The organism is Marisediminitalea alba (assembly GCF_002993365.1).
Classification (GTDB): domain Bacteria; phylum Pseudomonadota; class Gammaproteobacteria; order Enterobacterales; family Alteromonadaceae; genus Alteromonas; species Alteromonas alba.
The window spans coordinates 20,810-44,699 of sequence record NZ_PVNP01000200.1 but is presented as its reverse complement, the minus strand read 5'-3'; the positions used below and the strand labels follow the sequence as shown (position 1 = coordinate 44,699).

The following is a 23,890-nucleotide window of genomic DNA, read 5'->3' as shown; positions in this document are numbered from 1 at the left end:
CAAATTAATGTTCAACATGACTTTATTGATGTGATATTTCTGACTGTGAGTGCAGTCCTTTCTGGAGCAGAGGGTTGGAGCGATATAGAAGTGTTTGGTCGAGATAAACTTGATTGGTTGCGCCAATACCGTCCCTTTGAAAACGGCATTCCTGTTGACGATACCATTGCCCGAATTGTCCGAGTAATATGCCCTGAACAATTAAATAAAGCCTTTATGAATTGGGTGAATGAAGTGCGTGTTGAAACGGGTAAGCCTCAAATTGCCATCGACGGTAAGACACTTCGTCATTCCTACGATGGCGATAAGCAAACGGCATTACATAGCATTACCGCCTGGAGCAAAGATGCAGGTTTAGTGCTTGCGCAACTGAAGTCATCGGGCAAGAAAAATGAGAATGCTTCGGTATTGGACCTACTCGACACGCTTAATATTAAAGGCGCTCTTATCAGTGCAGATGCCATGAACTCTCAGAAAAAGATAGTCGAGAAAATCAGCTCGGAGAACGCAGATTATGTGCTCTGCATCAAAAATAACCACAAACAACTACGCGATGAAATTGCCGCCTATTTCCATAAGGTAGAGAGGGATAATCCCGCTTGGATTGCCTGTAATGAACAGACTGATTCTGGCCATGGACGAATTGAAGTACGCCGGTGCCAGCAACTAAGAGTCAGTGAGTGGATAAGTGAAGCACAGCACTGGAAAGGTATACGCAGTGTTATCAAAATAGAACGAGAGCGCCACCTTAAAGACAAAGAGGTGAGCACTGAAACGCAATATTACATCAGTTCACTGGATATTGACCCCGTTGCGGTCAACCAGGCTATCCGAGCACACTGGGAAGTCGAAAATAAAGTCCACTGGGTGTTAGACGTGACGTTCAAAGAAGATGATAGCCGAATACGCAAAGAGGACGGAGCGGAAAATGTCGGAGTGATTAGGCGGTTTTGTTTGAATATGGCTCGTTTACACCCCAAGAAAGCCAGCATGAGAAGCAAACTCAAAATGGCTGGCTGGGCCGATGAATTCAGAGCAGAGCTTATTTTTGGGTAAAAGTATGCGGTTGCCCTGCCCATCCCCCCTGACTTTACGCTTAACTGTTCCGTTTATACGATGCGGATAAGTACTTCGTACTTTTTGGAATTACAAAAACCGCCCATCATCCCGGAAGTTTTGCCCTCCTTCGTCATCCTCGTATGCACCACCTTCGTCATCCCCGCATGCACCCACTACCGTCATCCCCGCATGCACCCACTACCGTCATGCCCGCATGCTACTACCTTCGTCATCCCCGCATGCTCTTGGGCGGGGATCTCCTCAAAAGACTATTTGAGCGGAGCAGACTGTTTAGGAGATACCGGATAGATACTTCGTATCTTCCGGTATGACGGGAGGAAGGAGATCCCGGCTCGGAGGCCGGGATGACTGAATTTTTTGGCCGGGATGACTATAATTTATGGCCGGGATAACAGGAATGGAAATAGTCATGCCCGCATGCCAACACCTTCGTGATCCTCGTATGCACCACCTTCGTCATCCCCGCATGCTCTTGGGCGGGGATCTCCTCAAAAGACTATTTGAGCGGAGTCAGACTGTTTGGGAGATACCGGATAGATACTTCGTATCTTCCGGTATGACGGGAGGAAGGAGATCCCGGCTCGGAGGCCGGGATGACTGAATTTTTTGGCCGGGATGACTATAATTTATGGCCGGGATAACAGGAATGGAAATAGTCATGCCCGCATGCCAACACCTTCGTCATCCTCGTATGCACCACCTTCGTCATCCCCGCATGCTCTTGGGCGGGGATCTCCGTAAAAGGCCATTTAAACGGAGCCAAACTGTTTGGGAGATACCGGATAGATACTTCGTATCTTCCGGTATGACGGGATTGAGAATAGTCATGCCCGCATGCCAACACCTTCGTCATCCTCGTATGCACCACCTTCGTCATCCTCGTATGCACCACCTTCGTCATCCCCGCATGCTCTTAGGCGGGGATCTCCTCAAAAGACTATTTAAGCGGAGCCAAACTGTTTAGGAGATACCGGATAGATACTTCGTATCTTCCGGTATGACGGGATTGAGAATAGTCATGCCCGCATGCCAGCACCTTCGTCATCCCCGCATGCTCTTAGGCGGGGATCTCCTCAAAAGACTATTTGAGCGGAGCAGACTGTTTAGGAGATACCGGATAGATACTTCGTATCTTCCGGTATGACGGGGAAGGAGAAGATCCCGGCTCGTGGGCCGGGATGACTGTAATTTTTGGCCGGGATGACTGAATAATATTTGTTGTGATGACAATGTTTTAATAACCATAATGATAGTAAATTTAAGGATGCATTTTCCATCTTTATCTATATACTAGATTAAAAATACAAATAACAATCGAGTACTTTGCATGAAATGGCCTAATTTAAAACATCTTCATTATTTGGTGACCTTGCATCAGGAGCAGCATTTTCATCGTGCGGCGCAGCGTTGTAATGTGAGCCAGTCTACCCTGAGTACGGCTATCCAGAATCTGGAGGAGCACTTTGGTAGTCAGTTACTGGAGCGGGAACATAAAACCTTTGTGTTTACCTCGCTGGGCCTGGATGTAGTGGAGCGTGCCAAGGTTATTTTGCAGGAAGCCGGCGAGCTGGTTGAGTATGCGCAGAATGCCGGTAACTGGCAGCGCGGTAAATTGCGGCTTGGGGTTATTCCTACCATTGCGCCATTTTTGTTTGAAGCCATGCTGGGTGCCTTTAATGCGTTTTTACCGGAGATCCAGTTAGAACTGCAGGAAGATACCACCGCCAATCTGCTGCAACAGTTAACAGATGGCAGTCTGGATTTGCTGGTACTGGCACTGCCCATGGAAACCCCGGGCTGTAAACAAATGGTGCTGGGGCACGATCCTTTTCATTTAATTGCCCATAAAGAGCTGGCCAGCCAATTACCTAAGCCGCTGGATATTCAGAGCCTGCCGAAAAAGAGTATCTTTTTACTGCAGCAGGAACACTGCATGACAGGCCATGCAGTAAGTGCCTGTAACCTGCAGCACAGCGATCAGATAAGCTCGTTGGCCGCCAGTTCGTTATACACGCTGGTGCAGCTGGCGAACAGCAAGCTTGGCTACACCTTTTTGCCAGAGCTGGCGTTAAACCAGGATCTGCTGAAAAACACCAACCTGGTGTCTTTTCCTTCAGAGGACGAAGCGTACCGTGAAATTGGCCTGGTCTGGCGCTCGGGCACCACGCGTATGCGGCTGTTCCGCCGGGTAGGCGAAATTCTTTCTCCCTTGTTACCGGTTCCTACGCTAAATTAATTTAAAACAGGGCAAACTTTTTTGCCCTGCCCCCCGACTATACCCACAACACAATCATAAAAATGGGAATATCCGGTGTTTGAAAAGCGTGACGAACAACTTATTGAACAGGCCTTAAAGGGCAGTAAGAAAGCCTGGTTCACGCTGATCAAACGCTACGAAACCGGTATTTATCAGTACGGTATTCGCATGACAGGCACGCCACACGACGCGGCCGACCTGATGCAGGATATTTTTATTGCGGTATTTAAGAGCCTGTCGAACTTTCGTGGTGAAGGCAGTTTTAAGGCCTGGTTGTATCGCATTGCGCATTTTCGTTGTATTGAGTTTTATCGGCGTAAACGCCCGGATACTCCACTTGAAGACAGCGAAGAGCTGAGCTGCGAACGCCCAACGCCCGAGCATTCATTAATGACCGACATTACCAGTCAGTCGTTAACGCATGCCATGCAGCGCTTACCGCTTGCCCAACGGGCTGTGATTGAACTGAAATTTTTTGGCCAGTTTACTTTTGAGGAAATCGCCGATCAGCTGGGACTCTCCAGCAACACGGTGAAGTCGCGCCTGTACAGCGCCCTGTCGAAGTTAAAGCTGGATTTGGAGGTAGAACATGGTTAATCAATCCCCTGAATATTTGTTTGGTCAGTGGCTCGATAACGCCCTGACAGAAGACGAACGCGCTGCGTTTGAGGCGTTGTGCATCAGCGATGCCGAGTTTGCGGCCCGGGTTGCCACCGCTACCCAGCTTAATGTGGCGGCCGAGCAGTTCAGCGCACCGCCCATGCCCGCCTGGGATAAGAACGCAACCTTTATTGCCCCGGATAAACCTAAGTGGTGGCAATGGCAGGGGCTGCCAGCGGTGTCGATGGCCATGTCCGCAGCAGCTATGGTGATGGTGCTCAGTGGCTTTTCAGTTCAGGTAGAAGAAGGTCGCGTTACCATGGGCTTTGCTCAAAGTGCACCGGCTGGCCCAACTGAAGCCGAAGTGGCCGCACTGGTAGCCGATCGTATAAATGATTACCAACAGGCCAATCAGGCCATGTTTACCCAGTATGTCAATGCCCTGCAGCAACAGCAACAAGACAGCAGTGCCCAGCTTGCGCAGTACTTATTAAAGTCGAGCCGCCAGGAGCGCCGCGAAGACTTTGCCGAACTGGTGCAGTTTATTAACCAGCAGCGCGACGACGACCAGCGCTACTACACACGCCAGCTCACTCAGCTGCAACGTGAAATTAATGCCATCGACGACGGTTATACCGCCGTTACCGAATAATCAACCTATTGGACACCATTATGAAAGTAACCACTCTTGCCACGCTACTGGGCACATTAATCGGTAGCGCAACGTTAAGCACTGCGGCCCAGGATTTACCCGAACTCGACCGTCAGCTTACGATTATGTCGGGCGTTATCGAAACGGCCCTGAAACAGGACACCCGTAAAGACAAAGTACGCTTTCGCAGTATTGAGTCAACTTACCTGGCCAAACAGGGCGTGGTATTTACTATTCGTACCGGCGGCATGGGGCGGGTATTTGACTTTAACTTTGGCGACTTCTTAAGCAATATCCCCGGAGCCCCACCGGCGCCGCCAGCGCCTGCTGTAACTGTAACTGCCGATGGTGTGCATGTAGAAACTGACGGTGACTATGATGTAGTTTTCGAGTCGGCCGACTGGGAAGACACCGCCCATCAGGTGATCCGTAAAGTGGAGCACATTATTCGGGAAACTGACGACCGCATGCGGGAGTTTCGCAGCGATCACCGCGAAGTAGAATGGGAAATGCGCGAGCTGGAGCGCCGCAACCGTGATTTAGAATTTGAGCTTCGCACGGCCGACAAAGAACGCCAGAAAGAAGTTGAAAAAGAAATGAAAGAAATGCAAAAAGAGCTGGAAAAGCTTAAAGCGAAAGAACAGGTGATCGCTCAGGAAACCAAAGAACTGGCTGCCGAGAAGAAAGCCGAGCTGGAAAAGCAAAAGAAAGCCCAGGAGGAGTCTTATAAATCTTTCCTGGCTAACTTTGAAGCCAGTATCGGCGATACCCTGTGTAGCTTTGGTGCGGGCTTGCGGGAATTACCGGATAGTGAGCACATTACCTTTGTGCTGGATGACTTTGCCCGCAGCGAAGAAGGCAAAAGCGCCGACCGTGTATACATCTTCAATAAAAAAGACATTAAGCGCTGTGTTACCGAAGATATCTCAGCCAGCGATATGTTGACCAAAGCCGAGGTATATACGTTTTAGATTGACCTTTTCTCGTCATCACCGCATGCCTCCCGTTCGTAAACCCGGCATGCCAACCCCTTCGTCATTCCCGCATGCCAACCCCTTCGTCATCCCCGCATGCTCTTGAGCGGGGATCTCCTTAAAAGGCTATTTAAGCAGAGCCAGACTGCTTGGGAGATCCCGGCTCGGGGGCCGGGATGACTGTATTTTATTGGTCGGGATGACGGGTAAATAAAGTCATCCCAGCATGCCACCCGTTCGTAAACCCCGCATGCTCCCCCTCTGTCATCCCCGCATGCTCTTGGGCGGGGATCTCCACAAAAGACTATTTGGGCTGAGCCAGACTGTTTGTGAGATCCCGGCTCGGAGGCCGGGATGACTGTAATTTTTTGGCCGGGATGACTGTATTTTATTGGCCGGGATGACAGTGTTTTATTGGCCGGGATGACTGTTTAATATTGGCCGGGGACAGCTGTTGTTTGGCCGGGATAACAGTATTTTATTATCCCGAATGACAAGAATATAATAGTCATACCGATGTTCTGCACCCTGCGTCACCCCTGTATTAGCGGGTATAAATCCTGCCAGTGGGGGTTTTGTTTTTCAATGAGCTTTATTTTCCAATCCCGGCGCCAGCGCTTGAGGCGCTTCTCCCGTTGAATAGCGGCTTCGATGTCTTCGTGCATTTCGAAATACACCAATAGCTTTAAGCCGTATTTCTTGCTGAAGCCGTCGGCCAGGTGCATTTTGTGTTGGTATATCCGTTGTAACAGGTTGGTGGTTACGCCGGTGTAGAACACGGATTTATAGGAATTAGTGAGTATATAAACTGCCGGGTATTTTTCGATCATGACTAGCCTCCTGAGAGGCTATTTCACGCGAAATACCAACGGGCAGACAACTGCACTGTGGGTTAGTTATTTTCCTTCGGCACGATTGATTCGAAGCCATCTGGTTTGAGGGCCAGTACTGCGCAGTCGAGGTTACTCAGTACATCTTCGGCGGTATTGCCCATTAACAGGCCTGGCACGCCCACCCGGGCAACTGTTCCCATTACTACCACATCTGCTTGTAGCGACTCAGCCATGCGGCATAATCCCTCTGCCGGGTGGCCATCGGCCAGGTGCACTTCAGGTTGCAGGTATCCTAAACTTTTTTCGTCAAACTTCTGCTGCAGACTGTCTACCAGTTCGGCCAATTCTTCGCTACGTTCTTTTTTAAGTTCAGCCAGGGCGTTGTCCATTTGCTGCTGATGGCTGCGCATCAAGCCGTCGCGCATCATATGCCGGGGCGCAGCATCGTAAACATGCACTATGTGTAACCGAGCGTTTTCGAGCAGGGCCACTTCTGCAGCGCTGGCGATTACCGCCTCGTTTAACTGCCAGCGAGTCTGGTTTTCTTCGCGGGTGAAGTGATAATTTACATCCACAGCCGCCATTACCGATTTATAGTTACGCGCGGTTTCTTCGTGGATCAGCCATACCGGGCATGGGCACTTGCGTAGCAGATGCATGGCGTCGGCACCCAATAAGAAGCCCGACATACCGCTTCTGGCCTGACTGATCACCAAATCATGACCGGCATGCATTACCTGCTGAATCACGTCATAATAAGGCTTGCCTACCGTCACCAAAGTCTCTGGCCGCTCAGTAACGTTTAACTTATCGACCATAGCACTGAGCCGTTCCTGGGCTTCTTCTTTGAGTGACTGCTGCGAATCAATGTAGGCGAATGACGCCATTACCAGACTGGCATTTGGCGGCAAGCTTTCCAGAGCCAGATGCAGAGTAAGCGAGGCCTGATGGCTTTCGGCCACATGTAAGGCTTGTTCAACCAGTGCTTGTTGCTCGCTGATACTGGTAATAACACAAAGAATGTTGTTGAAATGCCCAATCATGGTCGCTGCCTCACCATTATTTTTAGCCTGCATTTAATACTATAGATTAAATATGATGGTTCTATGATGGCTTTTCCAGCCATATCGGCGAATTATTTAAATTAATTTTGATACATCAATCGTAAAAATTAGTATCTATATATCAATTAGTTAAATTATTACAGGGTGGAGAATAACCGAACCTGATTTGTATCAGCCGCAAAATCCGCTTGATCACAAAACTGTAATAATGTAATTTTAAAAAGTGAAAAACCAAGTAAAAAAGGGGGCTTACCATGCTTAAGGCATTCACAAAATTTTTTAAACGCAAGCACCCGTACGCTATTGCCGCCTACCTGGGTCGTAAAAATACCCAGCGTATTCTGGATTGCAAAATCGAAAAGAAGTCTAAACTTCTGGCACACGACTAATAACAAAAAATAGAGCCGCTAATACGGTGATTTGTATTAAATCGTAAGCAACAGGTGCGTTACCTAAGTGCATACCGCATAAAGAAAATCCGATGGCAAAACCATCGGATTTTTTTGTATCTGAATACTTTTGCTCTGCAGCTATGCTGGCCGCTATTAAACGCCGAAAACAGCCTTAAGAGTGAAGAAGCAGGCGATGGATAAAATCGCGCCGGCAGGCAACGTTACAATCCATGAGATCACGATATTACGAATAATGCCCAGGTTGAGCGCCGAAACGCCGCGCGCCAGGCCCACACCCAACACCGCTCCAACCAGCGTTTGCGTGGTCGAAATAGGTAAGCCGGTGCCCGAAGCAATTACCACGGTACAGGCGGCCGCCATTTCTGCCGCAAAACCACGGCTGGGCGTTAAGTGGGTAATGCCCTCACCGATGGTCGCGATAACCCGGTGACCAAACAGCGCCAGACCGGCCACAATACCTAACCCACCCAAAGGCAGGATCCACGGCGCCAGTGTGCTGCTGGCAGTAATTTCGCCGGTCGACACAACGCTTACTACAGCCGCCAATGGGCCAATAGCATTCGCTACATCGTTTGAGCCGTGGGCAAAAGCCATACAACAGGCAGTTACCACCATTAGCAGGGCAAACACCTTTTCTACGTTAGCGCGTTGCAGTTCGGCATCGTCTGAATGGCTGTAAGTCTGACGGCTGATTAGCCACTTACCAATAAAGGCAATGACTGCCGAAAGGGCGATAGCGAGCAAATAACCAGAGGTGTCAGACATGTTAAGGCCAACATGCTTGAGGCCCTTTTTAATGGTAACCAGCGCCATTACAAAGCCGGCAAATGCCATATAGAAAGGCACGTATTTTTGTGCGTTTTCAAACGGCTTGTCGGTTTGGAAAATCAGTTTACTGGCGCTTTGATAGATGAGGTAAGCAATAATGCCGGAGATAGCCGGGGTAACCACCCAACTGCCCACAATGCCGCCCACTTTGCTCCAGGCAACGGCATCCATACTCACACCAACAGCGGTAAAGCCGATAATGGCACCAATAATGGAATGGGTGGTAGACACAGGCCAACCCAGATAAGACGCCACGCCCAGCCAGATTCCGGCAGCAAACAGCGCAGAAATCATACCCAGGACCAGGTATTCGGGAATATCAATAAAGTATGCGGTATCGATAATACCTTTACGAATGGTCGATGTCACCTCGCCACCGGCCAGATAGGCGCCGGCAAATTCGAAGATCATCGCAATAATGATGGCTTGCTTGATAGTTAACGCTTTAGAACCTACTGAGGTTCCCATGGCATTCGCCACGTCGTTAGCACCAATCCCCCACGCCATTACAAAACCAACAACGGCAGCGAGGATAATCAGGATCATGCCATAACTTTGTAGGATTTCCACAGACAGTCGCTCCGGTTGTGCCTAGCTGTATGCCACGAAAAATGCAGGAAACTGAGTTTCTGTTGTCTGAGCAAATTCTGTCGGTTTACTCAGTACTGGCAATAAAAAAACTTTAAGCATCTTGGTTTGGTTGAATTTTTATACAATTACCTTAATGGTTGCGGCGCATTCTAGCGCAAAGTGCCGTCGAGCCATAGGCCATTTTTAATAATTCATCACAATAAATCAGACAATCAGCACCGTTCGGCGATTATTAAGTCAATTATGTCATTTATATTACAGATTTAAGACAGCCATCCTCGTTGCTAGCTCTCGCTGATGTTGTCGAGCTTTTGCTGCAAATTCTCCAACGGCGTATGGCGAACATCACGCCCGCTGGTGAGCGACACCACATATTCACAAATATTTTTGCAGCGGTCGCCGATCCTTTCCAGCGATCGCAAGGCCCAGAGGATTTCCAGCCAGTCTTCCATGGAGTCGCCGGAGCGCGACATTTCATCAGCGGTATAGCTCAGCAGCTTTTTATATTCACTGTCGATACTGTTGTCCTGATCGTACACTTCCAGTGCCGCTTCCTCATCGAGGCGGGCAAAGGCATCAAAAGTCCCTCGCATCATGGCTACAGCCTGTTGCCCTATCGACAACATACTGCTCTTTATCGCCACATCGGTGGGCAGCTTTTGTTTGGTTACCAGCCTGGCGATCCGCTCTATCTCATCGCCCATGCGTTCAATATCGGTGATGGCCTTGGAGATAATCATAATCAGGCGCAAATCGCTGGCAGTCGGGTGGCGCTTGGCGATGATGCGTAAGCACTCCTCGTCGATCTGAATTTCCATTGAGTTAATTTTCAAATCGTTGAGGATGACCGTTTCGGCCAGGCCCGGATTATTGGTGGCAATGGCTTTTAAGGTATCCGCCAGTTGCTGCTCTACTTCCCCGCCCATGGCCATTACCGAGTTACGTAAGTTTTCCAGCTCAATATTAAACCGGCCTGAAATGTGTGTATTGAGTGCAACCTGTCGCATCATAAGCTCCTGTACAGCCCCTGATCAGCCGTAACGGCCGGTAATGTAGTCTTCGGTTTGTTTTTTCTCTGGCAGCGTAAACAGGGTATCACTGTCGCTGTATTCCACCAGTTCGCCCTGATGTAAAAAGGCGGTGTAATCAGACACCCGCGAGGCCTGCTGCATGTTGTGGGTAACAATCACAATGGTACAACGCTTTTTGAGGTCTGCCATCAGCTCTTCTATTATAAGCGTGGTGAGCGGATCGAGCGCCGAGGTAGGTTCGTCCAGTAATAAAATCGACGGTTTAAGTGCTAACGCTCTGGCAATCACTAACCGCTGTTGCTGGCCGCCCGAGAGCGTGGTGGCCGATTCGAATAAGCGATCTTTTACTTCGTCCCACAGCGCCGCCTCTATCAGCGCCCGCTCTACCGCGTCATCCAGCTGGCGGCGTTGTTTAATCCCCTGCAGGCGTAATCCGTAGCACACATTATCGTAGATGCTCATAGGGAACGGGTTAGGCCGTTGAAACACCATGCCCACCTGAGAGCGCAGTACAGAAAGGTTTTCTTTCTTGCGGTTGATGTTGCGCCCGTCAATGATAATCTCACCTTCCGTTACGCTGTTGTCGATAAGATCGTTCATGCGGTTAAAGCAGCTGATCAGGGTCGACTTGCCGCACCCCGACTGGCCAATCAATGCGGTAATGCGGTGTTTCGGAATACGCATGGTGATGTTGTGGAGCACATGCTTATCGCCAAACCGCAAACACAAATCGCGCACCTCAATGGCGGTTTGTTCCTCAGGCAGTTTTGCTAAGTTGAGCTGTTCTCGTTCAAACAATTTCAGCATGGGATCACAACCTCTAATAGCCGCGTAAATAACGCTTTCTTAAGCGCCGGCGCAATATCACCGCCAGTACATTTAACACAAAAACCACCACCAGTAACAACAGACAGCTGGCAAACATTAAGGAAGCGCTGCGCACATCGGTCTGGCTATGAAAAGCCCCATCGTAAATCAGTACGCCTAAATGCATAAACTGGCGATCCAGATGAAGATACGGAAACTCGCCGTCAAAAGGCAGGTTGGGCGCAAACTTCACTGCCCCCACCAGCATTAGCGGCGCCACTTCTCCGGCGGCGCGGGCAATGGCCAGGATCACGCCGGTCATAATGCCGGGGCTGGCCATGGGCAGTACGGTATGCCAGATAGTTTCAAATTTGGTGGCGCCCAGTGCATAACTGCCCGACTTTAAGCCTTCAGGCACGCGCCGCAATCCTTCTTCGGTAGCTACAATCACCACCGGCAGGGTTAAGATAGCCATGGTCAGTGACGCCCAGAACACCCCCGGCGTACCCATGGTAGGTGCCGGCAATGCGTCTTTAAAAAACAGCTCATCAATATTGCCGCCCACCAGGTACACAAAAAAGCCCAGGCCAAATACCCCATAAACAATCGATGGCACGCCAGCCATATTGCTTACGCAAATTCGAATTACCGAGGTTAAGTGGTTATCCGGGGCGTACTCATTAAGGTAAACCGCGGCCAGCACGCCAAACGGCGTAACCAGAATGGTCATAACAAATATCATCAGCACGGTGCCAAACAAGGCCGGAAACACGCCACCAGCCGTGTTGGCCTGTTTGGGCGTGTCGGTCAGAAATGCCACCACGCCAGCCCCCACAATCCCCAGTTTCCCAAACCAGTCGAGCTGGCCCGGATAACTCAGGCGATCGATGTCATCAAGGGGAATTAACAACTCACTGCCATTGTTAAACCGGGTGACCAGCTGATAATTTGCCAGTTGCGCTTCCAGGCGTAACACCTCCTGCTGCCAGCGCTCAAAGTCGGCATACAGGCGTAAGCGAGCCGGGGCATCTTGTTCCACCTGACGCAAATCCAAACTGGCCAGCTCCCGGTGAACACTGGCTAAACGCTCTTTACGCACCGTTTCGATTTGTTCCCGAATGGCTGATACCGTGTCGCGCACCTCATCGTACTGTACCAGCTCACCTGATTGCCCTTGTGGCAGGCGAATGCTTAACGGTTCGCTGAATACCCGGGTACCGTTATTTAACAAAATATCAGCCGCTTGTGGTGCCTCGCTGATGGCCTCCACGGCATTGGCTTCTACCAGTAATGAACGGCCATAGGGATGCTGGCTATCAGAATAGCGAAACACAAAGGCCGGCTCGCTGCCACTTTGTACTGGCGAGTTAATATGGCGCTCGTTGATTTGCGCATAAACCTGTTTGGTTGTGCCATCGGGTAACTCAAACTCAATACTCTGTACCGGCCGTGGCCAGAAATAGTCGAGCCCGCGAATGGTAATTAGCATTAGCACGCACGCCAGGGCAACTACCAGTAAACCGGCACAAAACGCGCCCAGGCTGATCACATAAGACTGCTGCTGACGGTTAGTTAAGAACTGCCGGAGCGACCACTTACCCATGACTTTTCACCCGGCGAGACCGCTGGCGCAATAGCTCAGCCAGCGTATTAACAATAAAGGTAAAGCTAAACAGCACGCAGGCTGTTAAAAACAGCACCTGATAATGAATACTGTGCACCTCGGCCTCGGGCAACTCAATGGCCAGGTTGGCGGTGAGCGCCCGTAACCCGGCAAATAAATCCCAATCGGCGATCGGCGTATTGCCGGTTACCATCAGTACTATCATGGTTTCACCAAAAGCGCGACCAAAGCCCAGCATCATGGCCGCCACAATACCCGGAAAAGCCACTTTTAATACCACCCGGCGCAGGGTTTGTAAGCGGGTGGCGCCCAGCGCATAGGAGGCCTGCCGTAAACTGTGGGGCACACCGCTGATAGCGTCTTCGGCCAGCGAGTAGATACTCGGTGAAATAGCCAGGCCCAATGCAATAGCTACCAGAATGGTGGTTTTACCCACCGGCACTTCGGTGGTATGGGCAAAAAAGGTAAAATCGTCGGCGTCCAGTGCAGCCAGCAGCCAGTCAGGTGCCCAGACCACGCAAATATAGCCGTACACCACTATTCCGAGTACCGGCAGCACGGCTTCGGCAAAGTTCTGCAACTCACTGCTAACGTTTTGCGCCACGCGGTGCTGTACCAGGGCAATAAACAGTAAAATCACCGGCAGGGTCACCATAAATACCGCAATGGAAAACAAGAATCGCTCAGCCAACGGCGCCAGCCATATCGCCGCAATAAAGCCAATCAGTACCGATGGCACAGCCTCGAGCATTTCGATGGTGGGTTTAATGCTGTCTCGCACCCGCGGGCGGGCAAAATACGCGGTATAAACAGCCGCGCCCAGAGCCAGCGGAATGGCAATCAGTAACGCCAGCGAAGAGGCTTTCAGGCTGCCAATCAGCAGCGGCACCAGGCTCATTTTAATTTCCTGATAATCCGAGGCACTGCTGGTTTGCCAGATTTGATCGGGAGCCGGATAGCCTTCATATAAATGAGGCATTAATAAACTGTTGGTGGTACTGAGCCCTGCCATGTTGCGTACTTCGTGGCGAATATAGGCATCCGCCCCATATACATACACCCGCGAATCAAACCAGCTAACGCCTGTGGGCTGCACCGGCAACTGCTGGCGTTCCACCACTTCGCCGCTGATGCGGTTAATTAACAATAACTGCTGCTGACTGGTAATAGCGGCAATGCCATTCACGCTGGCGTGAGCATACAGCGCCACGGGGACTTCGTTGGGCTCTAGCTGAATGGTGTAGGCCGGTTGGTAACGCAGAATGCCAGCCTGGTTATACAGGCTTAACCGCACCAGGGTGTTATTTGCCAGCGCCACAAACACCGAGCGATTTTTCACGATAGTGTCGGCCCAACTTACGTTTTGCGCCACCGTAAGCTGATGCAGCCGCTGATTGCTGCTGTCGACAAAAGTAAGCACGTTGTTGTTGATAAGCATGATCTGGCGAGTATCCGGCAACAACACCATGGGCTGATCCGCCGAGTATTGCTGACGCACGATGTGCGTAGGGTTGTTACGGTTAATCCACTGCACCAGGGTTTCATCCGGCGTATTTACCAGCATGATGATCCACTGTTCGCCCACCGCCATTTGCCAGCCGGTCTGCTGTGCCCATATATCTTGTGGCAAGGCAAAAGACATCTCATTGGCCAGCGGCGTATCAATAAAATTGGATTGCCGGAGTGGTTGGCTCACGGTAGGTACCGGGAGTAAACGCACCTGGCCGGAAGCGGAGATATCTACCACATAAGGCAGGCCGTAACTGGTCACCACATCCAGCGTATGCGAACAGGGCCGACGCAGGGTTTGGCGGGACGACAATATGCCGTTGTTTAACCGGGCCAGCGACACACTGCATCCCGGCCCGGCAATAACCGCCGCCTGACCGTTAGCCATATCCCCCACATATAAAAACTCCCCCCCTGCGAGTACCGGCGTTTCCTGGCGCGGTTTTACGCCCGGTGAGGCAGCAATATTCATGGCCTGGGAAAAAAGGTGCCAGATGATCATCACCATGGTCAGCAACACGATGTAGCCAAACACCGAGATCACCGACCGGGCAATCCGATCGCGACGTAAGCGTTTTTTCAGGAATGATACCTGTTGAGATGCTACATTCATGTATAGAACAACGATTTGCGTGAAATTGCACTGCCCAGCAGTGTAAGTTGTGATATTTTAAGATCAAGTGAAACTTAAAGGAAGCTGCGAATAAGCGGGATGTGTTGCTACTGATCCGTTGCGGTTAACCATAATAAAGCTGATCACCAGTATGCCGCGAGTGTCAGGCAACAAAAATAATCATCACGCAAGGTCACAGTAATGTAATTCGGTACCGTTAATGCCTGCGCGATGCACTTAGGTCGCGACTCAGGACGCAATAAAGGAGTAAGAGGATGAAGCCTGTCATCTTCACGATCATTGGTAAAGACAGACCCGGCCTGGTTGATGCAGTGGCCAAAAAAGTATACGAATACGGCGGCAACTGGCAAGGCAGTAGTTTTGCGCATATGGCCGGACAGTTCGCCGGGTTCGTGGAAGCGCTCGTGCCTGGCGATAAGCACCAGCAACTCATTGCCGCCCTCAACACCCTGGATGGCCTGCAGGTGCACTCGCAGTCGGTCACTGAATCCGCCCTGTCGGATGCCGATGAGCTGACCATTGAAGTCATGGGTAACGACCGCCCGGGGATCGTGCAGGAACTCACCAATGTGCTCAACCGCTTTGAGCTGAACATTATTCATTTTAACTCGACCTGCGAAAGCGCCCCTAACTGGGGCAGCGAGATGTTTAAAGCGCGCGTGCGGGTAGCCATTCCGGCCGACGTGGATCGCGACGACGTAAAAGATGCGCTGGAAGCGGTAGCTAACGATCTGGTTGTTGATATTACTACCACTGTGTAATTTTCCCTGCGGCCTTCAACGGCGAATTTTCGCCGGGTCGTCAACTGCCTGTCACACTTTGCTGGCAGGCTATAGCCTATTTTTTTGATTGCAGAAATAGTGATTTATCAATATGGAATCCACTGATTTATATTATCCCAAGGAATTAAGCTGGCTGGCGTTTAACGAACGCGTGCTACAAGAGGCTGCCGATAAAAATAATCCGGCGGTTGAGCGTATTCGCTTTTTGGGAATTTACTCAAATAACCTGGACGAATTTTTCCGGGTGCGGGTAGCAGACGTAAAACGTCAGATTGTGATTGCCCACAATGCCGGTAACGATGAAGAAGCCGAACACCAACGCCGGTTATTAATGCAAATCCAGCGCAAAGTCGTTGAGCTGTCTAAGAAGTTCGACACTATTCATAAAGAGGTGGTCAAAACCCTAGCCCGCTACAATATTTATATTCTGCCCAAAAATCAGCTCGATGAATATCAACGCGACTGGGTGCGTAACTACTTTATTAATAAGGTACTGCGCCACATTGCGCCCATTCTGATTGATAAGAAAACCGACCTGCTGAGCCGCCTGAATGGCACTGCGGTTTACTTGTATGTAGCGTTACGTCGCGAGGGCAAAAACCCGCGCTTTGCTGCTGTGCAGGTACCCACCGGCGAAATCTCGCGTTTTCATTTAATTCCACCGCAGCAGAGCCGCAAAAACAAGCACATCATCATGCTCGACGACATGATCCAGCTGTGTATGGAAGACATCTTCCGCGGGTTTGTGAAGTTCGATACCCTGGAGTCTTACTCATTCAAAATGACCCGGGATTCTGAGTACTCCATCAACGATGAAATTGATGAAAGTTACGTAGAAAAAATGTCAGAAAGCATGAAGCAGCGGCTGATAGCTGAGCCGGTGCGGGTGATCCACGACCAGGATATGCCGGAAGACATGGTGGAAGATCTGCAAAAACGCTTAAAAGTCACTAAGCTCGATACCCTGCATTCAGCCGGTCATTACCGTAACTTTAAAGACTTTATCGGCTTTCCCAATGTGGGGCGGGATTACCTGGAAAACAGCAAACTCCCGGCTATCGATACCAAAGACTTCTCTGGCTACAACACGGTATTTGATGCTATTACCGCGCACGATATTCTGCTTTATTATCCGTATCACCGGTTCCTGCACTTTACCGAATTTGTACGCCAGGCGGCTTTCGACCCCAGTGTAAAATCAATTCGTCTGAACATTTACCGGGTAGCCAGTCAGTCGCGGATTGTCAGCTCGCTGATTGATGCAGTGGATAACGGTAAGAAAGTCACCGTGGTGGTAGAGCTGCGCGCCCGTTTTGATGAAGAAGCCAACATTGAGTGGTCGAAACGCATGACCGATGCCGGTATTCGCGTGGTACTGGGGATCCCGTCGCTTAAAATCCACTCTAAGCTGTGTATTGTGTCACGCGAGGAGCGCGGCAAATTAATGCACTATGCGCATTTTGGTACCGGTAACTTTAACGAGAAAACCGCCAAAATTTATACCGATTACAGCCTGTTTACCAAAAACCAGGAAATGGCCGAAGAAGCTAACTCGGTGTTTGAATTGATTTCGTACCCGTACCGCCGGTTTAAGTTCCAGCATCTGCAAATATCGCCGCTCAATGCGCGCACTAAGATCCAGTCGTTGATCCGGCAGGAAATACAGTTCCTAAAAGAAGGCCACGATGCTCAAATTCTGTTTAAAATTAATAACCTTGTGGATAAAGAGCTGATTGACGACTTATACCGCGCCAGCCAGGCCGGCATTAAGATCCGCGGTATTGTGCGCGGTATGTGTGGTTTACGTCCGGGCATTAAGGGGCTTAGTGAAAACATTGAGCTGATCTCCATAGTCGATCGCTTTCTGGAACACCCCCGGGTAATGATCTTCAACGGCGGCGGTAACCGCAAGGTGTATATTTCGTCGGCCGACTGGATGACCCGCAACATGGACAACCGCATTGAAGTGGGTGCGCCTATCTATGATGAAACCCTGCAACAACGGATTGTCGATATCATGGAAATTCAGTTCAGAGACACGCTGAAGGCTCGTCAGATCGACAAAGACCAGTTGAACCAGTATGTTAAAAGGGGTAACCGCAAGAAGTTGCGTTCGCAAGAAGAAATCTACACCTATTTAAAACAGCTTGAGCAAAAATAAATGACGCCAACTCCCGCCTCTTTCGACAGCGTAGACAGCCGCGAAGCCAGTAAGGTTGCCGCTCTGGATATCGGTTCTAACAGCTTTCACCTGGTAGTGGCCCGCATTGTAGCGGGCTCGGTGCAAATTCTGCACCGGGTAAAACAAAAGGTGCGATTAGCCGAGGGACTCGATAGCAACAATGTGCTGTCTGAAGAGGCCATGGAGCGTGGGCTCGCTACACTTCGAGTGATTGCCGATAGTCTTAAAGGCTTTGAACCAGACTCTGTAAAGATAGTGGCCACTTACACACTTAGAAAAGCTGTTAACGCCAACGTATTTATAAAACGCGCCATAGAGATCCTTCCCTACCCCATTGAGGTGATTTCCGGGCCCGAAGAAGCCCGCTTAATTTACTCCGGCGTAGCCCATACCAATCATGATAATGGCAAGCGTCTGGTGGTGGATATTGGCGGTGGCTCAACCGAATTTATTATTGGTGAAGGGTTAACGCCCAAACTGTGCCGCAGCCTGCAAATGGGCTGTGTGAGTTTTACCCAGCGTTTTTTTGCTAACGGCGAGTTAAAAGCCAAACAGTTTGAGCGTGCCATCACCGCCGCCGAACAGGAAATGGAGCCCATTGAAGAGCGTTATCGCCGCATGGGCTGGCAGCGTTGTATTGGTACCTCCGGTACCATTAAAACGCTGTGTAACCTGGTAGTAAACCAGGGCCAGAAAGAGCCGACTGACGAAGCTGAGGTCACCCTTAAAGCCCTCAAGCAAATCATGAAGCAGTTTATTGAGGCTGGTCATATCGACAACCTTACCGACCCGGCTATCAGCGACGATCGCCGCGCAGTGATCCCGGCCGGTTTATGCGTGCTAATTGGCCTGTTTAAGGCATTAAAAATCGAATCGCTGCATTATTCTCCGGCGGCCCTGCGCGAGGGCGTGCTGTATCAGATGGAAGATGAACTGCACAACACGGATATTCGTGGGCGCACCGCATCGAGTCTGGCCACCCGCTATGATGTGGATACCAGCCAGGCCAACATGGTACTCACCACTACTAAAACGCTTTATGACGCCTGCCAGAAAAACTGGAAGCTGCGCCACAGCGACTACCGTGCCATAGTAAGCTGGGCGGCGCTGTTACATGAAGTGGGTTTACAAATTAATACCCGCGGCGTACAACGCCACTCTGCGTATATTTTGCAAAACGTGGATATGCCCGGCTTTAACCAGGCCCAACAGGAGTTACTGGCCACTCTGGTACGCTTTCATCGTAAGAAAATTCGAGTGCAGGATATCCCCGCTTTTACTCAATACAGTAAAGAAGATATCCATAAGCTTATTGCGCTGCTACGCCTGGCGGTTTTGTTGAATATTAAACGTCAGGAAGGTTTTTTACCTGAGTTTGATGTGACCGCTGAGAAACGCGCTATTACCCTGACCTTTCCGGAAGGCTGGTTAAACTCCAAACCTATCATGACAGCGGATCTGGAACGTGAAATTAACTACCTGCAGGCGGCGGATATTAAGCTGGCGGTAAGCTAAACCGCCCGTTACACCATAATGACTTTATTACGGCCGTTGGCTTTCGCGTCGAACAGTGCCTGATCGGCGCTTTTTACTGTGGTAAACAAATCTGCTCCAGGCGGCATTTGCATCACACCAAACGATGCGGTGAGTGAAATATCTACGCCCCGCGCCGAAATAACGCTTTCTGAAATCGTTTTGCGAAGACGTTCGGCCATCTGAGCGGCCTTATCGCCATCATACTGCGGCGATAGTATTAAAAATTCCTCGCCACCCATACGGATCAGCGTATCTTCCTGGCGCAGTTGCGACTGAATGATTTCACAAAACCGCTTGAGCGCGATATCACCAATCACATGGCCGTGTTCGTCGTTAATCGATTTAAAATAATCAATATCGCACGCCACCAGCGACAGGGTTTCATGCTTACGTTTGGCGTGAGCACTGAGTTTAGGTGCAATTTCGTAGAAGAAATGACGGTTTTTAGCGCCGGTGAGTGGGTCGGTATGCACCTGTGAGCGCAGTTTAAGCAGTAGCGACTGCAGAATATTCACTGCAAAGGCCAGCATAAAGATAAGCATGATCACCAACATAAATGCCGAAGTAGCGGCCAGGTGATAATGACTGTCTGCCGGCGCAATCGTCAGATAAGCCGGTACGCCAAACAGCACCAGGGCAATTACCAGCGACAGCACACCAAACAACAGATGGCCACCAATGCTCTCGGTACTGAAGTGTTGTTTTACACAGCGCAACGCTTGCCAGACGGGGAACGCCACACTGCTAAGCGCCAGACTATGCGCAATCCAGGCAGGGGCTTTGGTGGCTACCAGTACCGACGTAACCACCATAACCCCAACGATATGCAATGCGGCTGCAAATTTCTTACTTTGGCTTACTTCTGTGCCGTACCGCTTTAGCACCGACATTAACTGCATGTAAGCGCCTAATATGGCTGCGGCATATACGCCGGGTAAACCGATCTGAGGGTACCCGATATGAGCAATTGCCTGACAAAATACTACCAACCAGGAAGCGACCAGAAACCAGCGGGCATAACTGGCCGATTTCGCTTTAAGCTGATGACGCGGTTTTGGAAGTGCAAAGGTAAAACTAATCCCTATCATTGCCACGATAGCGAGCACGCCTACCTGAATATACATATGCACGTCCTGCATCAGGCTAAATATCCTTGTTTAAATGTACGATACACGGTTATCAACATTGATAGTTATGTAAAAAATTAGTTACAAAATATAGACTAATATCTGTGCAATGGCCATAGCTTATTTAGAGTTCAATATCTGTTACCAGCTTATAGTGTAATGAATTAGATACATAAAAGGGGTAATTGCCACCATGAGTAGCCTCTGCACAATGGCACAGAGACATCGTTATACCGGCCCCCGAGCCGGTATCTCCTTAACCACCTGACTACCTGAAACAATCCTATTAGGTGAATAAAACTGTTCAGGAGATCCCGGATAGCTGCTATCGCAGCTTCCGGGATGACAAGAGTGTTTGGGATGACAATTTATTATCTGTCATACCGGCCCCCAAGCCGGTATCGCCTTAACCGACTGACTGCCTGAAACACTCTTATTGAGTGATGGCAGGCACGAGCGCGTCAGCGCGTTTTGGCATTTCCCTTGGTTCTTGTTATCGCGAGATACTGTCAATGGGCAGATCCCGTAAAAGCGTAGAGGCGTCATGGATGACGCCTCCGGCCAGCGAGGGCAGGACGCCCTCTCTGGACGATAGATTTTACCTGCCCATTGACAGTATGCCTTTCGCGATTTAAGAACTGCGGGGGTCAAGGGGCGTCGCATTACGCCCCTTGGTGCAGTCGGCACCCCGACAAAATGCGGAGATTTCCGGTGCAGTCAATATACACCGTTTTTCCGGCCCCCGAGCCGATAGCTCCTTAACCGCCTGACTACCCATAAATATCCTTTTAGATGAGCAAAGCTGTTCAGGAGATCCCGGATAGTTTCTACAAAACTTCCGGGATGACTATATGTGTTACCGGCGTAAAAAATACCGTCATACCGGCCTCCGAGCCGGTATCGCCTTAACCACCTGGCTGCCTGAAACGTTCTTATTGACTGAGTAAAACTGTTCAGGAGATACCGGATAGATACTTCGTATCTTCCGGTATGACGGTAAAAGGAGAACCCGGATATTTTCCTGCGTAAATTCCGGGATGACAGATTTTAACTGGAATAGCGACTAGGTCAGAGACGCCTGGTAGATGCCTTCGATGGCGGCATCCAGAGTCGCTTCAAACTCTTCGTCACTCTGTTGTGCTGATACACCTTCAGTCAGCGCGCGTGAGAAGCTGGCAATCATGCCCTGATTCTCGGCCAGTTTGGCATTGGCGTCATCGCGTGAGTAACCACCAGAAAGAGCAACTACTTTAATCACTTTAGGGTGATCCACCAGCTCTTTGTAGAAGTTTGCTTCGGTAGGAAGGGTCAGCTTAAGCATAACCTTCTCATCACCCAGCAAATTCAGCTGGGTAAGAATTTCCAGTTTAAGCAGTGCTTCGGCTTCGGCTTTTTCCGGGCTGTTGATGTCTACTTCAGGCTCGATAATAGGCACCAGACCGGCGTCCAGAATTTGTTTACCCACAGCGAACTGTTGTTCAACAACGGCTTTGATACCTTCGTGGTTGGCCAGTTTAACAACCGAACGCATTTTGGTACCAAACACATCCTTGGCATTGGCTTTCGCCAGCAGCTCGTCGAGTTGCGGCATAGGCTTCATAAGTTGCACACCGTTAGCTTCGGCTTCCAGACCTTTATCGACTTTCAAAAACGGCACAACGCGTTTTTTCTGCCACAGGTAATGAGAAGAGGCTAACCCTTCGATTTCACGATCGAGTGTGTTTTCAAACAGGATTGCGCCGAGGACACGCTCACCTGAAAAGGCGTTACAGGTTACGATACGGGTACGCATTGCGTGCACCATGTCGAACATTTCCTCATCGTTTGAGTACTCTGATTCTTCGATACCGTAAAGTTTAAGTGCTTTTGGGGTACTACCACCGCTTTGATCGAGGGCGGCTATAAAGCCCTTTTGGGTGATGATTTTATCCAGCATAGCTTGCTGAGCCTGTGATGCCATGTGCAACACTCCTTATTTTCTTATCCGTTTTTATAAACGGTTGTAGGGTTAAGAGAAATCATTTATTAGGCATGGGAAGTCTCGTTTTATCAGAGCTTTAGCAGTGCTTACGGCGCTATGACAAACGGTCTTTCAGCCTGCGTATCCTTATGCAGGTGTCGCCGGAATACTGCTATTCCGGCGCCGGGACATTACTTTGCTGTTAGCGGTTTTTTTCTTCTAATATCGCTACTGCAGGTAAAGTTTTGCCCTCAAGAAACTCCAGGAACGCACCGCCACCGGTTGAGATGTAGGATACTTTGTCTGCAATTTCATATTTATCTACTGCTGCTAGCGTATCACCACCGCCGGCAATTGAAAATGCATCGCTGGCAGCAATCGCTTCTGACAGCGCTTTTGTTCCACTTGCGAACTGATCAAATTCGAATACCCCTACCGGGCCATTCCAAACAATGGTGCCGGCATTTTTCAGGATATCTTCCAGCGCTGCTGAGCTGTCCGGGCCGATATCAAAAATCATATCGTCGTCGGTTACTTCACTAACTGGCTTGAGCTCAGCCGGTGTGTCTTCGGCAAAGGCTTTACCGGTGACTACATCCGTTGGTACCGGGATATCGCCGCCATTGGCCTGCGCCTGCTCAATCAAACGCTTGGCTTCATCAACTAAATCCATTTCCACCAGCGATTTGCCCACATTGTGGCCCTGCGCCGCGATAAAGGTGTTAGCAATACCGCCACCTACAATCAGTTGGTCTACTTTATCAGCCAGAGATTTCAGCACGGTTAACTTGGTCGACACCTTAGAGCCACCCACAATAGCCACCATCGGGCGAGCCGGGTTATCCAGCGCCTTTGACAGCGCCGCCAGTTCACCTGCCAGCAATGGACCAGCCACGGCCTGTGGGGCAAACTTTGCCACGCCATGGGTTGAAGCCTGAGCACGGTGGGCAGTACCAAACGCATCCATTACGAATACATCACATAATGCAGCGTACTGCTTCGACAGTGCCTCGTCGTCTTTTTTCTCACCCTTATTAAATCGCACATTTTCCAGGATCATGCATTGACCGGGCTCAATGTCTACGCCATCCAGGTAATCTTTTACCAGTTTAACTTCGACATCCAGTACGTCGTTGAGGTAGTTAACCACCGGTTGCAGTGAAAACTCTTCGGCAGGCTCGCCTTCGGTTGGGCGGCCCAGGTGCGACATCACCATTACTGCTGCGCCTGCTTCCAGCGCCGCTTTGATGGTGGGTAAAGACGCTTTGATTCGCGCGTCTGATGTCACTTTACCGTCTTTTACCGGTACGTTGAGATCCTGACGGATCAGTACGCGCTTACCTGACAACTCAATGTCTGACATGCTTGGGATTGACATAAGGTTTCCTTCTCATCCTGTTGAATTC

19 protein-coding genes are annotated in these 23,890 nt (G+C 50.1%); 9 read left to right on the top strand and 10 right to left on the bottom strand.

Going from position 1 to position 23,890, the window contains the following annotated elements; all coding sequences use genetic code 11:
- The first annotated feature begins 3 nt into the window (after window positions 1-3).
- From C6Y40_RS20595 to C6Y40_RS20575, 5 genes are all read left to right on the top strand, one after another.
- Window positions 4-1,056, top strand: coding sequence for an ISAs1 family transposase (locus C6Y40_RS20595; RefSeq protein WP_105933364.1), 1,053 nt, complete (start codon window positions 4-6; stop codon window positions 1,054-1,056).
- Between the two features lie 1,351 nt (window positions 1,057-2,407).
- Window positions 2,408-3,316: a hydrogen peroxide-inducible genes activator gene (locus C6Y40_RS20590; RefSeq protein ID WP_105936280.1), complete on the top strand. Its 909-nt coding sequence runs from the start codon at window positions 2,408-2,410 to the stop codon at window positions 3,314-3,316.
- A gap of 75 nt (window positions 3,317-3,391) precedes the next feature.
- Window positions 3,392-3,934 (top strand): RNA polymerase sigma factor, encoded by a 543-nt coding sequence (locus C6Y40_RS20585; RefSeq protein WP_105936279.1) that lies wholly within the window; start codon window positions 3,392-3,394, stop codon window positions 3,932-3,934.
- Window positions 3,927-4,589 carry a hypothetical protein gene (locus C6Y40_RS20580; protein ID WP_105936278.1) on the top strand — a complete coding sequence of 221 codons (663 nt, stop codon included), beginning with the start codon at window positions 3,927-3,929 and terminating at the stop codon, window positions 4,587-4,589. Before C6Y40_RS20585 ends, C6Y40_RS20580 begins: the two co-directional genes overlap by 8 nt.
- Before the next feature lie 20 nt (window positions 4,590-4,609).
- The gene (locus C6Y40_RS20575) at window positions 4,610-5,560 is read left to right on the top strand and encodes a coiled-coil domain-containing protein (RefSeq protein WP_105936277.1); all 951 of its coding nucleotides are present in this window, start codon (window positions 4,610-4,612) and stop codon (window positions 5,558-5,560) included.
- 536 nt (window positions 5,561-6,096) lie between these two features.
- On the opposite strand, the gene C6Y40_RS20570 is transcribed toward C6Y40_RS20575, so the two are convergent.
- Complete coding sequence (locus C6Y40_RS20570; RefSeq protein WP_105936276.1) at window positions 6,097-6,393, bottom strand: GIY-YIG nuclease family protein; 297 nt, start codon at window positions 6,391-6,393, stop codon at window positions 6,097-6,099.
- Window positions 6,394-6,455: 62 nt separating this feature from the next.
- Window positions 6,456-7,472 carry a universal stress protein gene (locus tag C6Y40_RS20565; RefSeq protein WP_105936275.1) on the bottom strand — a complete coding sequence of 339 codons (1,017 nt, stop codon included), beginning with the start codon at window positions 7,470-7,472 and terminating at the stop codon, window positions 6,456-6,458.
- 242 nt (window positions 7,473-7,714) lie between these two features.
- Here C6Y40_RS20565 and C6Y40_RS25455 point away from each other — a divergent pair, with 242 nt between their 5' ends.
- Entirely contained in the window at window positions 7,715-7,849 is a 135-nt protein-coding gene (locus C6Y40_RS25455; protein WP_276309530.1) for a hypothetical protein, read from the top strand.
- 156 nt (window positions 7,850-8,005) lie between these two features.
- Here C6Y40_RS25455 and C6Y40_RS20560 read toward each other — a convergent pair whose 3' ends face one another.
- The 5 genes from C6Y40_RS20560 to C6Y40_RS20540 form a co-directional block, all read right to left on the bottom strand.
- Window positions 8,006-9,271 (bottom strand): inorganic phosphate transporter, encoded by a 1,266-nt coding sequence (locus tag C6Y40_RS20560; RefSeq protein WP_105936274.1) that lies wholly within the window; start codon window positions 9,269-9,271, stop codon window positions 8,006-8,008.
- 305 nt (window positions 9,272-9,576) lie between these two features.
- A complete protein-coding gene (gene phoU / locus C6Y40_RS20555) occupies window positions 9,577-10,299 on the bottom strand; it encodes a phosphate signaling complex protein PhoU (protein WP_105936273.1) in 723 nt (240 codons plus the stop codon).
- A 24-nt stretch (window positions 10,300-10,323) separates the two neighbouring features.
- Window positions 10,324-11,130, bottom strand: a complete 807-nt coding sequence (pstB, locus tag C6Y40_RS20550; RefSeq protein ID WP_105936272.1) for a phosphate ABC transporter ATP-binding protein PstB — start codon at window positions 11,128-11,130, stop codon at window positions 10,324-10,326.
- 13 nt (window positions 11,131-11,143) lie between these two features.
- Window positions 11,144-12,733 carry a phosphate ABC transporter permease PstA gene (gene pstA, locus C6Y40_RS20545; RefSeq protein WP_105936271.1) on the bottom strand — a complete coding sequence of 530 codons (1,590 nt, stop codon included), beginning with the start codon at window positions 12,731-12,733 and terminating at the stop codon, window positions 11,144-11,146.
- A complete protein-coding gene (locus tag C6Y40_RS20540) occupies window positions 12,726-14,876 on the bottom strand; it encodes an ABC transporter permease subunit (protein WP_105936270.1) in 2,151 nt (716 codons plus the stop codon). Before C6Y40_RS20540 ends, pstA begins: the two co-directional genes overlap by 8 nt.
- Window positions 14,877-15,151: 275 nt before the next feature.
- On the opposite strand from C6Y40_RS20540, the gene C6Y40_RS20535 reads away from it, so the two are divergent.
- The 3 genes from C6Y40_RS20535 (at window position 15,152) to ppx (ending at window position 19,376) form a co-directional block, all read left to right on the top strand.
- A complete protein-coding gene (locus C6Y40_RS20535; RefSeq protein WP_105936269.1) occupies window positions 15,152-15,658 on the top strand; it encodes a glycine cleavage system transcriptional repressor in 507 nt (168 codons plus the stop codon).
- A 112-nt stretch (window positions 15,659-15,770) separates the two neighbouring features.
- Window positions 15,771-17,840, top strand: a complete 2,070-nt coding sequence (gene ppk1 / locus C6Y40_RS20530; RefSeq protein WP_105936268.1) for a polyphosphate kinase 1 — start codon at window positions 15,771-15,773, stop codon at window positions 17,838-17,840.
- Window positions 17,841-19,376, top strand: coding sequence for an exopolyphosphatase (gene ppx, locus C6Y40_RS20525; protein WP_105936267.1), 1,536 nt, complete (start codon window positions 17,841-17,843; stop codon window positions 19,374-19,376).
- Window positions 19,377-19,384: 8 nt separating this feature from the next.
- On the opposite strand, the gene C6Y40_RS20520 is transcribed toward ppx, so the two are convergent.
- From C6Y40_RS20520 to C6Y40_RS20510, 3 genes are all read right to left on the bottom strand, one after another.
- Window positions 19,385-20,521 (bottom strand): GGDEF domain-containing protein, encoded by a 1,137-nt coding sequence (locus C6Y40_RS20520; RefSeq protein WP_170308550.1) that lies wholly within the window; start codon window positions 20,519-20,521, stop codon window positions 19,385-19,387.
- Window positions 20,522-21,587: 1,066 nt separating this feature from the next.
- The gene (locus C6Y40_RS20515; RefSeq protein ID WP_105936265.1) at window positions 21,588-22,484 is read right to left on the bottom strand and encodes a fructose bisphosphate aldolase; all 897 of its coding nucleotides are present in this window, start codon (window positions 22,482-22,484) and stop codon (window positions 21,588-21,590) included.
- Window positions 22,485-22,686: 202 nt separating this feature from the next.
- Window positions 22,687-23,862 carry a phosphoglycerate kinase gene (locus C6Y40_RS20510; RefSeq protein ID WP_105936264.1) on the bottom strand — a complete coding sequence of 392 codons (1,176 nt, stop codon included), beginning with the start codon at window positions 23,860-23,862 and terminating at the stop codon, window positions 22,687-22,689.
- Window positions 23,863-23,890: the final 28 nt, after the last annotated feature.